Source organism: Rapidithrix thailandica (assembly GCF_039710355.1).
Taxonomy (GTDB): domain Bacteria; phylum Bacteroidota; class Bacteroidia; order Cytophagales; family Flammeovirgaceae; genus Rapidithrix; species Rapidithrix thailandica.
The window spans coordinates 132,776-148,629 of the sequence record NZ_JBDKWZ010000016.1; the positions used below are offsets into that span (position 1 = coordinate 132,776).

The following is a 15,854-nucleotide window of genomic DNA, read 5'->3' on the forward strand; positions in this document are numbered from 1 at the left end:
CAAATTGATAATCAAGCAGTTGAATATATCCTGTTGGGTGTTTTGAAAAACTGGCACAGCGGGAGGGTTTATCCTATCGATTGGAGGTACTAAGTCAATCCTTATATTAATAGGATATGCTAGTACAGTCCATCACCAAGCCCTACACACTACCAAAGGGTTTCGCCCTTCCACCCACTTACTTTTTTGTTATTGCTACAAAAAAGTAGGCAAAAAAACGCTAGTCAGAAAGATGCTCCTCCCCGCCTTTCTGACGGCCAGCCCTGCTTCTAATTTGGCAAACTATATATGTTGAAGTAATCATCCCTTCTAAAAGTTGACAGCATTCAGCGGAATATTTGTCCAAATGTCCAGTAATATGAAACAAATACAGAAAGTAGCGCTGGTTTCATTAGTGAAAGTGTGAAATGGAGAATACGTGAGTAAATAAGGGTGTTTTTATCCTTCTCTCCCTCAATCCTTCTCTCTCCCCATTCTTCATCCTTTTTAACACTTTCCATTTCACACTATCATTCAAAATTATTCGTATCCTGGGTTTTGTTCTATACTATTGTTACTCCGTTTAATTTCTTCCCTGGGAATCGGAAAGCGGTAATAGTGGTCTCCGGGCCAGGGAGTTCTCGGGTCAGCAGCGGTTATTTCCCCATAGGTGAAATGCAGGGTTCCTAACAAGTCGCCTTCTTGGGCTCCTGTCCAGTCCATGGTCACTTTGGTAAGTCCCCGGACGGGATTGAGGTCTATCTTGCCCGGTGCCGCTTTCCACCGCATAAGGTCAAAGAAGCGGGCGTCTTCCAGGTGCAACTCTACAGCACGTTCATTTCTGTATTCCCGGAGTAGCTCAGCGCCCGTACTGGTAATATCAGGCATGTTCACAGAGGCCCTTTTTCGCACTTTGTTGATATATTCCCGTGCCAGGGCCTCATTCCCCAAGGCGATTTGGATTTCGGCATAATTCAAATAAAATTCGGCCAGCCTCATAAACACGACCATTTGATTGTAATCGTAGTCAAAGCTTGCCCGGGGACCGGAAAAATCTAACAGTTTTTTAAATGTATACCCGGTTTGCACTCGCCAGTGAAAAGGGGTCAAACCCTTGACCCAATAAGTTTTGGAATCTCTGCCAAAGTCAAAAAGATCCTGCCCGTTGTTGGGGTCTTTTTGGTTAGGGTTTTGATACGGAGGCTGATTGTCCGGATTAGGATTTGCATCTTCCCAATATTCATAAAGCCTTTTGGTGGTTTTGGACCCGTCATTAACCGTAAAAGGCCCTGCACCGGGATAAACAATCGCATTGTAGTAGCGGGGATCTCTGTTGACATTGGGGTTTTGCGGATCATAACCCGAGGCAGGGTTCACCGTGATCCCGTCTTCGAGATAGGGATATTCTCCGTTGGTCATTTGAAACATGTTCACAAAGGTCTGTGTAGCATTCAGCCTTTGCCGCGCATCAAAGCCACTGGGCCAAAAATCGTAATTATACCCCCAGTCCGGAATCCGGGTTTCCGAGGTAAAGGACTTGGCGAAGATCGTTTCATCGGATTTGATGGGTTGAAGAAATAAATCTTCGTAAGTTGGGTGTAAGGTAAATCCGGCATCAATCACCGCTTTGGTAGCCGCTTCGGCAGCTTCCCATTTTGTCTGTTCATTCGAAGGGTTGTTCAGCGGACTCGCCATATACAAAAGCATTCTGGCTTTGAGCCCCATGGCAGCCGCTTTGCTGATTTTACCGGGAGAAGGAGAGGTGCCGTCAAGTAATTCGATGGCTTTGTTGCATTCCTCCAGGACAAATTCAGCGACTTCGTCATACGTGTTCCGGCTCACGTCAAACGAGGCATCGTTTAAGGTGAAGCTCTTGGTAATCAGAGGCACTCCGCCAAAGTGACGGGACAGGTCAAAATACATCCAGGCCCTTAGAAAATGCATTTCACCTTTCATCGGGTCCAGCGCCTCCGGGTCGATATCGGATGATTCGGTATTTTCAAAGAAAATATTAACCCTTCTGATGTAATCGTACTGGTAATTCCAAATATCGGTGAGTGCCGTAATATTATCCGGATTTATATTTCCTTCTAAGTATTCCCTGATGCCTGAGGCTCTGTTGTGGGTTTCCGACTGGGCGATGGCCAGGTCTGTCAGGGCAATAAACCCACCGGTACCAGGGCTCCAATGAGGCCGCATGCCATTATAGGCATTGTAAACATAGCTTTGCAAAAAGGTAGCATCCTTAAAGACATCGTTTTCTGAAATAGCATTCAAGGGTTGTTTGTCCAAAAGGCCTTCACTACAGGAAGTAGCAAAATACCCCAAAGCCACAATGAGATAAGCTATGTTGGATAGCGCTTTTTTAAATATTGTATTTTTCATATTCGTTGACAGGTAAGATTTAGAAGGTTAGATTAAGCCCGAAGCTCAAGGTCTTCATGTTGGGGTATTGCGCCCCTTTTCCGCTATTGATAAACTCGGGATCACCTGCTCCGTACTTTTTCAGGTTATTGTAGAGCATAAATAAATTCTGGCTGGAGAAATACAGTCTCAAGCTTGAAAGTTTCACTTTGGAAAGCAAAGCTTTAGGGAGTGTGTAACCTAGCTCCATTGATTTTAACCGTATCCAAAAGGTGTCGTGGTACCAAAAATCATTGTTTGCCACTGCGGTACCTGTGGGGCGGATCCGGGGAAGTAAGGCAGTGGTATTTTCACTTGAATAACTATTGTTAGCCACATAAGTGAGGCCGTTACCATCCGCACTGGTGCTAAAGCCATTGTCTAATCTCCATTTGGCCCCTCCTTGTCCTTGAAAGAGTACGCTTAAGTCAAAGCCTTTATACGTTGCACCTAAATTTAATCCGAACTGAACCTTAGGGAAGGCGTTACTGTCAAACCTGTACCGGTCATTGCCATCAATCACTCCGTCTCCATTTAAATCTGCAAAAATCAACCCTCCCAACTTCGCATTGTTATAGTTTACATTGTTATCCAAATCGTCCTGTGTCCGGTAAATGCCGATCGCCTTATAGACCAGCGTTGACCCGAAGGGCATGCCCTCCAGTTTTTGATAGGGCTCTGCTTGAGGCACCTCGTCAAAGTAGATGATTTTGTTTTTATTGTAAGATACATTGCCTTGAGTGGTGAAGGTCAGCTCTCCAAAAATTTGCCGGTAAGAAGTCTGGAATTCAAATCCTTGGTTTTCCATTTCTCCGATGTTTTCATCCGGCAGCGCCAAGCCGGTGTAGCCGGGAATAGAGGCCTGTCTTCGTCCCAGGATATCCGAAGTTTTGATTTTGAAAATGTCCAGTTCAAAGTTCAATCTTCCATTCAGAATCCCGATTTCCAAACCCAGGTTGGAGGATTCCGATACTTCCCAGGTGATGTTGGGGTTGGGGGTAGTTAAGGCGGTAATACCGCGTACATCTCTTCCGTCAATCACATGCCCGCTGCTGTAGCCGAAAACTCCGATGTATTGGAATGGGTCTACCCGGTCATTTCCGGTTTTTCCCCAAGAGGCCCTCAATTTTAAATTGCTGAACAGATTGTCCGGGATAAACGATTCCTCCGAAATCACCCAGCCAGCGGAAACCCCGGGGAAAAAGCCAAAGCGCCCTTCTTTGGGGAAAATAGGTGAGCCATCGTACCGGAAGTTAAACCCAAGTAAATATTTGTTTTTAAAATCATAGTTTAAGCGTCCGAAGTAATTCCGCCTGGAAGATTCCGAAGCGCCCCCGTTATTGTTCCAGTTACTGCGATCGGTACTTCCGGCAAAAAGCTGATCGATCTGTGGCGAATCAAAGCCGAGGCGCTGGGTCCAGAAGTTATTGTCCTGGTAGTCCATCTGTTCATAAGCCACAAAAGCACTGATATTATGGAAGGTATTAATCGTGGTGGAATAGGCCAGTTTGGTATTCAGAGTAATCCTTCTGCTTTGAGAGAAAGTTTCCTTTAAGCCGATGTCTTCTACGGTCCGGGAGGTTTTTTTTACGATTTGTCCCTCCGCATTTTTTTCGTAATAGTCCCATACATAATCGAAAGATTTATCGTAGTGCATGGTTTTCACAATGGAGGCAAAGCCATCCAAAGACAAGCCCTTGATAGCCGGAATATCGTATTTGTACCGGAAGGTTCCGTTGACCACATTGGCGGTGTATTTCCGGTAACCGGGGCTATGTACCCTTGCGGCCGGGTTTAAGTGAGACCAGCCTTCGGAAGGGTAGCGGGTATCTCCATCGATAAAAGCTTCTCTCAGCGGGCTCATGACTACGGCAAAGTGCAGGTCTCCACCTGGTGCGGATTGAGGTGTTTGGGTGAATTTTTGCCTTAGCGAGAGGTCAATCCCCACCGTTAAGTCTTTGGTAACCGAGACGTCCAGATTACTCCGCACATTATATTGCCGGAGTTTCGTTTTGTCATCTCCGATCAGAATTCCTCCTTGAGAGGCAGTCCCTATCGAGGTAAAATATTTGATTTTTTCGCTACCACCCTGCATGGTCAAGGAGTGCCTGCTTTGCGCTACCGGGCCATCGATCAAGGCATCCCACCAGTCTTCCGATTTCAGTTCTCCGCTTTGATATTTGGTAACCAATTCTTCCGGAAAGTCGGGGTCAGTTCCGTCCAATGCCCGGCTGCTGTTCAGAATGTTCATGTACTCCAAGGCATCGGCCGTTTTTACCTTTGAGGTAGGAGACTGGTAAGCTTGTGAAAAGGAATAGGTAAAAGTCGGTTTGCCTACTTTACCGCGCTTGGTCGTGACCAAAATTACCCCACCGGCCGATTGAGCCCCATATATGGCCGCAGAGGCATCTTTCAAGACCGAGATGGACTCGATGTCGTTGGGGTCTAAGCGATTGAGGCCATCGGGATCCGCATTGGCTACCCCGTCAATCACGATCAGGGCGGAGTTGTTTCGATATGTATTGAATCCCCTGACCAGGATTTCCGCATCGTCAAAACCGGGAACGGAACTGCGTTGGTTGACATAAAGCCCTGCCAATCTACCGGCCAATGAGTTGGATAAGGACACGGTAGGTGCTTTTTTGATTTCGTCCCCTGAGGTTTGGACTACGGCATTGGTCACTTCGGATTTTTTCTGAGTCCCATAACCCACCACAACGACCTCTTCGAGTTGTTGGGTATCCGGTTCCATTTGTACATCCATGACTGAGGAGGAACTTATAGGGACTTCTTTCGATGAATAGCCGATAAAAGAAAAAATAAGCACGCCTTGTTCGCTTTTAAGTTTGAGTGCATAATTCCCGTCAAGGTCGGTAACGGTACCGTTAGATGTACCCTTCTCCAGGACACTGACCCCGGGTAACGCATTCCCGTTTTCATCTATCACTTTTCCCGAAATAGTCCTTTGCTCCTTTGGGCTTTGGGCTGCGGTAGCGAAGAGTATAGAAAATAAGAGGCATTGCAAAATCACTCCGAAAAGGACATACCTAGTCAGGGAGCAAATTTGTGGTAGTAATTTGCATTTCATAGATTTGTATAAGTTTTATTAGTAAATAATTGAACTAAGGCCCACTCATCTCGACCATGAGGGGGCCTGCAGCGGCCAATCTTTCCTAGAGAGATTGGCCGTGTGTTTAGGAACTATCAAAATTTTTCATTTTTTAAACTATTTGAAAGCTAGGTGGTTTTGGTAAATACTGCCAAATCCGGAAAACCTAAAATTATTGATTTCCGGAAATCCAAAAGGTCATAAGCTGGTTTGTCTTGAAATAGCTGATTGAGTTTTAATGGAAGTGATTAAACGCCCTGTTAATAGACGCTTGATCATGATGTGGAAATTTAAAGAGACCTTTTCACCTTTATCCTTTCTCAAGAAAGAATAATGAGTTGGTCTAATATACATTCACTTTTGTATGTTAGAGTTGTTTATGTTTCCTCTTTTGAAAGGTAACGTCTCCGGTCAGGAAACTCAATTCATTATTTTTTTTACGGAACGTAATTCTATCATTTTCCGAAAGTCACCCCCTCCTAAAAGAATTTTAAACATACTCATTAAGTAATTTATACAACTGTTATTTGTTAGCAGACTGAATCAATAAGTCATTTTAAATTATGTTAATCAATATGTATATATGTTTGAACATAATCAAAAGTATTTAATAAAATAATTAAATGCAATTTTTTTCGGAATTATTAAAAGTTTGTATTCTGTTGTTAGTGCATGTTTAAAACTCATCCATTTCAAGAGCAAAGGACCTATCCCGGAAAGGTTTTTACTAGGACCCCTACCTGGGTTTCGCATTTGGAAGATCAATGCGAATATCTTTCTGCACTTTAACCAAGAAGTCAGCTTGGGTAGGAGCATGGTTTCAAAGTTCCTTTGAGGGTAATTCAACCACCGTGAAAACACTCTATCGGACCGGGATTGGATGTCATTTGCATGGCGCTGATTCACCTGGCTATTCATTCAACACCTTCTTGAAGTATTTACTCACTTTCACTCAAGGAGTATATATTCTGACTCGATCAGAATATATACTCATTCACTTTCATAAGTGATCGGGTGGCTTGGAATTTATACCATCCAGTCAATCGTAGCATATTCCAAAACAAAGTGAATAGTATCTTTGGCTTGGTTATATCTTGTTGCTCAATGGGTTAAGTTTATTTAGAATTACCTGCAAATAAATGAAAGATTTTGATCCATACTTTGTTATGGTATTAAAAATAGCGTAAATCGTAAATAAGCAATAATTTTCTCAACATAGATGTGAAAGCTGAGGGGCTACTGCCTTTCAGCTTTTTTCTTGGGTAAATTATTCCAAAGTCGTATTATCAGAGCCTCTTTAAATTTTGTTCTTTGGGTCAAAAATGCCCATTTCAGGAACTTCAGTGTAGTATTTTGAATGACCGGTAAGGCTAATATTCTCCGGTATACCTGACCACCGAATGTCGGCCACCGAGTGTCGGACCACCGAGTGTCGGACCATACTATTTTGAGAGTCCTAAACTATTACCAAAGGAACAGCCACTCAAAGGAGTGCCTCCCATAGGGCAGTCCCGCAACGAATTTTAAACATATTCCTAATTATTTTTTATCCATTCACGAAAAAAATACAGCGCTTTAGGTGACTTTTTGATCTCATGGAGTCTTAGAGTTGAACATAAGAAAACCGTTCTTTCTTGAATTTATGGAATATTTTGTTATATTATAACAAGAGGGTAAAGTTTAATCTACAAATAAGCGAATCCCTAAAAGGCTTACACTATTCTCCTTACTAAATCTGTTAAATAATCCAGCCTACAACAAGGCATACACTTGGTTGTGCAACTCCACTCAAGTACTGAATTGCCCTTATCATCTTTTCACTTTCTAACTTCCAGAAGGGTAAAGGTGCGTCTTGTAGAAAAGCCACAGGGTAAACCTGTAGCGATTTAAAAACAAGTTGCAAAATCAAAGTGAAGAAAACCGGGTATTTACACAGAAAGTCAAACTATGAAAAATATTACGATTACATTCTTCCTGTTATTGGGCACATTTTCTTCTTGGGCACAACATCCGATTGTCCATTTTGATATGGATAAATCGAATTTTGAAGAAGGAGCGCCATTGCCGGCAGCGTCTAATTTCTTAATACACGGGATCATCGAAACCCAAATCGTGATGGTAGAAATTTTGGTATTGGACAAAGTGGGAAAAGAAAATCGTCCGCCACTCTACAGTAATTTATGGAAGCAGCCCTTATATGAGCAAAAGCGTGAGTTTTATATTCCGATCAGTTATAAACTGAAAGGGGGTGCAGAGTATGATTTTATAATCAACTATTACCGGAAGGCAACTTCCGAAGAGATGGATAATTTGCAACAAGAGCTGTACCATTCCCTGGATGTTTTTTTGGAACAGAACCTTGAGTTGCGCAAGAAAAAAATTAGCCTCTTGTCAAACGGACGCACTTTGGTGAAACAAATGAACCAAATTGTATGGCAAGGATTGAGCTATTATCGCAATGATAAAGAAGTCCGTTTCGAAGGCTTTTCCGATTTGGTAGTGGAGCAGATCAATATGCTTCAGAAAAAAGATTATAGTGAATTGATGGGGGAGAAAACATCTGCCACCGAAAAGCTAAACAGTGCAAATGAATTGATCAGGCAACTGCAAATACGGCTTCGGAGTGAAGTGGCGCATTTGTTTAATACAGAATTGGCAGTAATCAGTTTTAGTAAACATATTGATAACTATCCGGTAGAAAAAGTCAAAACCATTGTAACCCTTTACGGAGGGTACGGAGGAGTAATGTTAAAAGAAAAGTTCGATGAAGAGGATACCGATGCGGCATTTATGTTAGGCTTGTCATTGCCCCTGGGCAACCGGGCCTTTCACAGTAAGTTTTGGAGCAATACCTCTGTTTTATTTGGCTTCTTTTTGGAAGATTTTGAGGGAGAAAACGGGCTGGTGGTCAGCGGACCTATTATAGACAAACCGATTACATTAGGTTTGGGGTACCGGGTATTTGAATTTATGCGCTTATCGGCAGGTGCAGTGGTGTTGAACAATGAAGGCAGTAACAACGGACAGACACATTATAATACGGATGTGTACGTACGGCCTTTCGTAGGTTTTACTATGGATGTAAAACTCTGGGTGGGATTGGGTAAACGTTAATTTTAAACAAAGAAAGCGATGAAAAACTATCTCCTTTACATACTATTGTTGTTTGTGAGTAGCCCTGTATGGGGGCAACATTACCCGTCGAAAAGTAAATTCCGGCCTCCCCAAATCTATGCCTCTTCTCAAGCTTCGGAATATCGTCAGGAACTGTTATTCCCCATATTGAACGATACCTTGCCTTTGATCAAATTACATTACCGGAAGTTGGTAAAACAAAGTCCTGCATTGATGCAAATGCAGCCGGCAACCCAACAGCCAATGGAAAGAGCAACAGTAAAACAAATTCCGCCTGTAGAAACCAAGCCTCCTGTTGATAGTCTTTTTTTGTTTGAAGATTTTCATACTGACCGGAAAATAACCACCCTTCCCATGGTGGGTGTACAGCCTGAGGAAAAGCCTGCAGATTCTTCTGCTTCTAGTTTAAAAGCAAATACCAAGATTTTTTTGGACCTGGATCAGGATTCGTTGGCTTTACCTTACAACCCTCAAGTGCTGTTTCCGGTGACCCGTCAAGTAAGAACTCAAGCGTCCAAACCGGATGAATATATCCGGTTAAGCCCACCTGTAAACGAAATGAAAACGGAAGAGAATATAGAAGAACAAAAGGAACCGAGTGAATCCTATATCACTTTGAAGGAAGCCGAAGAAGATCTGGACAGAGAGTATTTATTAAGGAAAAATGAATTGCTGAAAAGGCAACTTGAATCAGGGCCCGAAAGCAGGTATTATCATGATAAACACTCCATTATTACACCGAGCTTAGGTTATGTACATGTTCAAGGGAAAAATAAAGAAGCGTCTCATCCTGAATCCGACAGTGTAATGATGGCACTACAAAAACAGATTGAAGAGCTCACCTCCCAGGTACAAGCTTTGCAAGCGATAGTCGATACTGGTATAGTTGAAGCGGATTCACTAACGGAAATTCCTGAAAAAGAGCTGTCAGAGCCGGAACCTCAAGAGGAACATTTACCTGTCTCTGTAGACGAACAACCGAGTACTGAGGCGTTTGCCAAAGCCTTTCCGGACACTATTCAACCTGTTTTCTTCCAGGAGAGTGTCTACTTCCAGGTGAACTCGAGCAGCCTTAACGAAGCTTCCAAAGCCAAACTATATACGTTAATTGAATATTTGAAAACATTTCCGGATAAACATTTAATTCTCAAAGGATATGCGGATAGTAGGGGAGACAAACAGTTGAATATGAGGTTGAGTCGTGAAAGAGCCCATTCCGTAAGGGATTATTTATATTCCCAAGGGATTGACTTGAAAAGGGTTTCGATTCAGTATTTTGGGGCGGATGAAAACGAGTCTGATTTTACGTTGGCCCGGAGAGTGGAAGTAGTCATTGACTAAGCCAAACGACTATCATTTTATTCGTTAGATTGACTGTGAAATCATGAAAAAGATAATCGTATACTTTATCATATTGTCCCTGTTATCCACTTCGTGGACATTGGCTCAGGATCAAGAGCAATTTGGGTTACGAGGGGGCTTTAATCTGAATTGGATGGACGTGAGTGGAGGCGATAATGCCGCCCTGCGCCCCGGGGCGCAGATAGGGATATTTTATAAGTTTTGGGAGTCGGGTATTTTTTCTGTTCAACCTGAGTTGAACTTGAAGTTTTTAGCTGCGAAGAACGACCGGAATTTATTCAGTGACCCGGATCAACGGCATTCTGTCAAAACGAACCTTACTTATTTGGAGATTCCAGTCATCGGAAAAATTACGATAGAAAGGCGTTTTAAATTATATTTTCTGCAATTCGGAATAGGAATGAATTTTTTGTTAAGCAGCCATGAGCATTTTGACGATTCCAAGGTAAAGGTGATCGATAATGTAAAGAACAATAATTTTAATTTTATTTTGGGAGGGGGGGTCCTAAAAGACCGTGTGATGATCGACTTGCGATATGAACGGGGATTAACCGATATCGGACTGCTGAATGAATCTGCTCATCTGAATGGGATAAGCATATCACTGGGGTATTATTTATTTTAAGCTCATCAAAGGCATGTCATCGGTTCATCTATGGCTTGCTCATTTTCAGGCTTTACCGATAGAAAGGCTTTCGTCAGGAAATATTGGAGTGAATAAGTTAACAATCCATTAATCTAAATCCGGAGAAAGATTCCCTTAGGATGGTCTACATTCGTGCCTGAATTCAACCGGACAGCAGATTAAGAAACCAAAACATCACTTAGAGATATGGGCAGGCTGGAACATCAAAACGATGAACAACTCTTCGGACAGTTAGCAAGTGGAAGTCAGGAAGCCTTGGACAAGCTATTTGAAAAATACTATTCCCCTCTCTGTAATTTTGCTTTGCAATTGGTAGAAAGTCCTGATTTGGCTGAAGAGGTGGTTTCCGATGTGTTTTTGACCATATGGTTGAAAAAATCAAGTATTGAACTTCAAGGAAAGCTCAAAGCGTATTTGTACAAAAGCGTGAAAAATCAGGCCCTTAATTATCTAAAAAGAAATAAAGATACCACTCCCCTTGAAGAAATAGAAAACGGCTATCTGTTAAATACCGACAATGCACCGGATACCCTCTTACATTATCAGGAGTTTCAAGACCAAGTAGAGACGGTTATTGGTCAAATGCCCAAGCAACGGCAGTTGATTTTCCGGCTCAACCGCTTGGATGGTTTGAAATACAATGAAATTGCCAAGGTTCTTTCACTTTCGGTGCATACCGTACAAAATCAAATGGTAGAAGCCGTTAAGTTTATCAACCGGCATGCAACAAAAATAAATTATTTGTATATAAGCTTATGGATAGCTAATGTTTTAGCCTGGATACTTCCATAGCTTCGCATTAGATATCAATCTTTTTTTGTGCTTCAAGCAAATAGATTTTTGAATTTGCTTCTACTAAAAACTGATCACCGCTTCCAGGTTGATGCCATTTATTTCCCCCTTCATATTTAGTTCCGTTCCATCCGGAGCCCTCATATTTCTGGCTGATGTATTCTACTTTGGCTATGATATTTTTAGTTAAGTACCAGCCTCCCCCGATATTCAAGCGGTTGATTTCTTGAATCGGTGCGTTTTCAATCTTTTCACCGGTCACGACATTGTATCTTCCCGCAAGGTATAATTGCTCCGCATTCCCAAAGCGATAGATGAGTTCTCCTGCATATTGGGAAAAAGCCCCTGAGCCTTCATCATCGCTATTGGAAGCAAGCTCGTAAATTCCGAAAAACTCAAGGCCGTTGAATTTGATAAAAGGGTTGATTTGAAAGGCTGTAAGTTTTTTAAACCGTGGGTTAAACCTGCCTTCAAAGTCGTTGCCATCATCATCCAATGTTAGCATTAAGTGGTAATAGCGGGATCCGGAACGGTCACCTCCATACAGCCAAGTACCAGTAGTGGTTCCTTTGTTGATGTACCACGAGCCCGTAAGGCGAAACCTTACTTTATCGGTAAACTGCTTATCAAAACCTACTTTACCAAAAATTGACGGTTTGTTGTCTGAATTATCATTCACCACCACATTTTGATTCAATTTGCCATTGGTAACACCAATCACTCCCAGAAAACCTTCTTTTTGTACCGTGATAGAGCCAAATACCTCTGTAGAGAAAGCATCCAGAATGTAATTGCCTATGAAAGGATTGAATATAGCTCTGGCATTATCGCTTCTCCTGAAGTGTGCATCCCCATAGTTGAATTCGTCCATACCGATTGTGATGGTGGTAAATTGCATGATGTTTTCTAAGAATCCCGGTTTTATAAATTCAAGTTTGTCGATTTGAATATGTCCGCCTTTTACCCAGGATTCTTCATGGTGTTTAGAAGAAAGGTAAGTACGAAGATGCATTCTTACTCCGTCATATAATTGCACATCTATATTGAGATTGGCAGTAGGAAGATTAAAATTGGAACCTAATTCAACCAAGCTATCCAACGCATTTTCTTGTTCCATTCCTTGAAACTGCATGGCAAAATCCCCTCCCACCCATACTTTTAAGCCTTTAAAAGTAGTGGTATCGTTTTTAGAGGTTTCAAATACATTGAGTCCGTCTTTATTATTAGGCCGGTAGTATTGCATAATTGCTTGCTGCGCATACACTCCCTCTGCTATTAACAGCATTAAAAAACCGAAAGAGATTAAAAGCCAAGGTTTAAGCGTTTTCATAACCTTTGTATTTTAAATAATTCAAATGAAACGACAATCGAGGTTGATCAATGTATTAGATGAATACGACCTTATAGGTATTAATGAGGAAGGAGTATTTGGAATTTTATTCAAGTAGGTTTAGGTGGTGCAACCAACATACAGGCTGTTTGAAAGTATATTGATGTTTTTCTTTAGAATTATAGGGAAAGTTCTTTTAATGGCTTATTTAGGATGATCCGTATGTGATGGTTCAATTGTATAAAAATGAATACTAAGGATTTTTGATTTAATTTGGTATCCATCCATTACAGTTCAAAACTAAACACTGGAGGCCTTTTGGGAGATGACCTCTCTTACTCGAAATAATGATTAAAGTCAATGCAGAGGGAAGTATTCAGAGGATAACCGATAGATAATGGTTATTTGGAAAGAGTAAAAAGGAGGTATTAGAAAAATGCAGCCCCTGGTATTGACTAAGGGCTGTGAAGTTTTATTCTAATGTAAACTCAAACTGATCGTAAGAAGCTGTGCGCCAAGCCAAATGTTGGGTGGAAGGAGAAATGGCAAACAAGGGAGAGAAGGTACGGACTTTGACGGTTTTCCCATCCGGTAAAAACTCCAAATAGCGCAACCAGCCATCCCCTCCGTTGCCATGCCAGCCACCGCCTAAAGCCTGGGCATTAAATACCATTTCCGTGACGGTCTCTCCATCGTTCTTCTGAGATTGTCTGAAAGCTATATGTTTTTGGGCATCGTCCGGGCTCCCGATGTGGCCTGCTACAATCATTTTAACATTTTTAGAGGGAGCAATTAACTTTTCCCAAATGGCCTTTCCATAGTTTCCATCTTCAATCGGGTAGTTTTCTTTTTCAATCCGTTCGTTTTTGGCGTTCATATAGGAGTGGGTCAATACGATAACCGAGTGTTCTTTGTATTTCTCTTGAGCAATAGTTTTGATTGCCCAGTTTAACACCTCATTTCGTGGGGCAAACTCCAGGTTTAAGAATAAAAACGGTTTTCCTGTTGGGCTTACCCATTCAAATATAGCATTGGCGATAGTGGGCATACCGTTAGCATTAAAGTAGTATTCCCGGAGCAATTGTTGGTTTAGAGGATTGCGGTCCACAGTGATGTATTGATCGTAAAAGCTATGCCGGGTTTCTACATTTTTATAGCCAAAATCGTGGTTACCAGCCGCCAGTACATAAGGAACATAATGATCCAGGCGGCTAACGGAGCGGTCGATGGCTCTCCATTGTTCCAGGCTACTTTCATTTCCGTTTTTTCCGGCTCCTCTTAGAATATTGTTTTGTTCAACCAAGTCACCCGTACACAACACCATTTTGATGTTTAACGGGTCAATATTTTCATGGACCCAACCGGTCATCAATTCAAATATACCTTGGTTCCGTTCAAATTTTACATACGTCTGGGGGTCAGGTAAAATGACCATTGTCCAGGAACCGGGATCGGATAAAGTAGGTGAAGAATAGGCGTTTTCTGACTGCTGTGCTTTTGCAAAAAAAGCATTCATCAAGCACCCACTTAACAGTAAGGTAAATAGGAGTCTTTTCATATTGAGGTACTGATTGTATGGTTTGGTGTAGGTAAGAAAACAGGTTAGTTTCCATCAAGTTGTCGTTAACAACTAAATAGGAAGTGTAAGCGAATATATTAAGTTCTTGGGGAAAACTTTCTTTTTGCCGATGCAAAATCAAATGCTGAGGGCAGGAAGTAACTTGAAATATTGCCATTCTTGAAAAAGAACAGGTACCTCAATTTTACCATACAAGTAGATAGAAAGGGCGGTATTGAGTGGAAAGTGGCTAAATTTCACCGTTTATGGTAAGTATTATTTTTTTTAAATAGTTTTTGTTTGCGGAATAAAAACACCTACCAGGTTTTCAAAACCTGGTAGGTGCAAGGCACTATGCGTAATCTGTATGTTAGTTACCAAAAAGTCTGTAACCTACGGAAAGTTGAAGAACCCCGTTTTTGATGGCATCCCCTTCGTTCTCCTCAGCAATGTCAGACAAACCTAAGTTATAACGAAGGGAAGCGTTTAAACCTGCGGGTAAATTCACACCGGCTCCGAACACTACACCAAAGTCAGTGCTTTTCATATATTCCTTCATATCCATTGAAGACTCATAAGACTCTTTTCCATCCGGGCCTTCTTCTGTCGCTTCGCTTTTTAACTCAGCACTTAATAAAAAGCCGGCTTGAGGACCTACATAGAGGTTAAACATTTCATTTACATGGAATGTTACCAATACCGGAATGTTTAGGTAATTTACATTCGCTTTGATATCGTACTCATAAGAATAACCACTGTCTTCTTCTGAATCGGATGCCTTTGAACCTTGGGTGGAAAAAAGAACTTCCGGTTGGATACTGATCTTCTCGGCAAGTTTAGCATTCAAATAAGCACCAAAGTGATAACCAATTTTCGATTTCATATCAATATCTTCCTCCATATCCAGGTTGGAAATATTGGACAAATTTAACCCGGCTTTTAAACCTCCTGAAAGTTGTGCTTGTGCATAAGCCATAGAACACAAAGCAAATGCAATAGATAAAATAATCTTTCTCATTAAAAAAATTGGGTTTTATGAGTTTAAAAAAATGATCGGGGCAAATCTATACCGGGTATGGAGATCGTAGAGAAGTAAACCAAGCCTGAACAAGTACATGTATTTTTTAACCTTGAATTGGCAAAAACCATAAAAATGGAAAATTGAAGACTGTTTGGCAGGTTTTACCACGAATTACTTATCTGATTAAAAATCAAATTACAGCAAATACACTTTTTGGATAGGAAATGATATGAAACACCTTAAAATAGGTATTTGTTATTTTTTGCTATAATTTAACAATGTATAGACGTGAAATAATCAAGATTTCCCTGTCTGATTTATAAGAGATATGGATAGATTGCTATATAACAATGTATACGCATGAAAAAGATACATGCTTCGAAAGCTCAAGTAAGAGTCGTTTGTTTTTTGTAACATTGTATGTTTATGTATTTATACAATGTTTTTGAGAAGTATTTGTGATATTTTAAGAGTGGGATAATGCCATCGATAGTCCAAAGAGAGTAAAAGAAATACCTA

9 protein-coding genes are annotated in these 15,854 nt (G+C 41.3%); 4 read left to right on the forward strand and 5 right to left on the reverse strand.

Annotated elements, in window-relative coordinates; translation table 11 throughout:
* Nucleotides 1-519 precede the first annotated feature (519 nt).
* Nucleotides 520-2,364: a RagB/SusD family nutrient uptake outer membrane protein gene (locus AAG747_RS22860; protein WP_346823563.1), complete on the reverse strand. Its 1,845-nt coding sequence runs from the start codon at nucleotides 2,362-2,364 to the stop codon at nucleotides 520-522.
* 19 nt (nucleotides 2,365-2,383) lie between these two features.
* Nucleotides 2,384-5,470: a SusC/RagA family TonB-linked outer membrane protein gene (locus tag AAG747_RS22865; RefSeq protein ID WP_346823564.1), complete on the reverse strand. Its 3,087-nt coding sequence runs from the start codon at nucleotides 5,468-5,470 to the stop codon at nucleotides 2,384-2,386.
* A 1,968-nt stretch (nucleotides 5,471-7,438) separates the two neighbouring features.
* On the opposite strand from AAG747_RS22865, the gene AAG747_RS22870 reads away from it, so the two are divergent.
* The 4 genes from AAG747_RS22870 (at nucleotide 7,439) to AAG747_RS22885 (ending at nucleotide 11,426) form a co-directional block, all read left to right on the forward strand.
* Nucleotides 7,439-8,605 (forward strand): hypothetical protein, encoded by a 1,167-nt coding sequence (locus AAG747_RS22870; RefSeq protein WP_346823565.1) that lies wholly within the window; start codon nucleotides 7,439-7,441, stop codon nucleotides 8,603-8,605.
* A gap of 18 nt (nucleotides 8,606-8,623) precedes the next feature.
* Entirely contained in the window at nucleotides 8,624-9,967 is a 1,344-nt protein-coding gene (locus tag AAG747_RS22875) for an OmpA family protein (protein WP_346823566.1), read from the forward strand.
* 43 nt (nucleotides 9,968-10,010) lie between these two features.
* Nucleotides 10,011-10,613: a porin family protein gene (locus AAG747_RS22880; RefSeq protein ID WP_346823567.1), complete on the forward strand. Its 603-nt coding sequence runs from the start codon at nucleotides 10,011-10,013 to the stop codon at nucleotides 10,611-10,613.
* Between the two features lie 207 nt (nucleotides 10,614-10,820).
* The gene (locus AAG747_RS22885; protein WP_346823568.1) at nucleotides 10,821-11,426 is read left to right on the forward strand and encodes an RNA polymerase sigma factor; all 606 of its coding nucleotides are present in this window, start codon (nucleotides 10,821-10,823) and stop codon (nucleotides 11,424-11,426) included.
* 7 nt (nucleotides 11,427-11,433) lie between these two features.
* Here AAG747_RS22885 and AAG747_RS22890 read toward each other — a convergent pair whose 3' ends face one another.
* The 3 genes from AAG747_RS22890 to AAG747_RS22900 form a co-directional block, all read right to left on the reverse strand.
* Nucleotides 11,434-12,756: a hypothetical protein gene (locus AAG747_RS22890; RefSeq protein WP_346823569.1), complete on the reverse strand. Its 1,323-nt coding sequence runs from the start codon at nucleotides 12,754-12,756 to the stop codon at nucleotides 11,434-11,436.
* A gap of 472 nt (nucleotides 12,757-13,228) precedes the next feature.
* Nucleotides 13,229-14,314 carry a metallophosphoesterase gene (locus AAG747_RS22895; RefSeq protein WP_346823570.1) on the reverse strand — a complete coding sequence of 362 codons (1,086 nt, stop codon included), beginning with the start codon at nucleotides 14,312-14,314 and terminating at the stop codon, nucleotides 13,229-13,231.
* A gap of 370 nt (nucleotides 14,315-14,684) precedes the next feature.
* Nucleotides 14,685-15,332, reverse strand: coding sequence for a porin family protein (locus AAG747_RS22900; protein WP_346823571.1), 648 nt, complete (start codon nucleotides 15,330-15,332; stop codon nucleotides 14,685-14,687).
* Nucleotides 15,333-15,854: the final 522 nt, after the last annotated feature.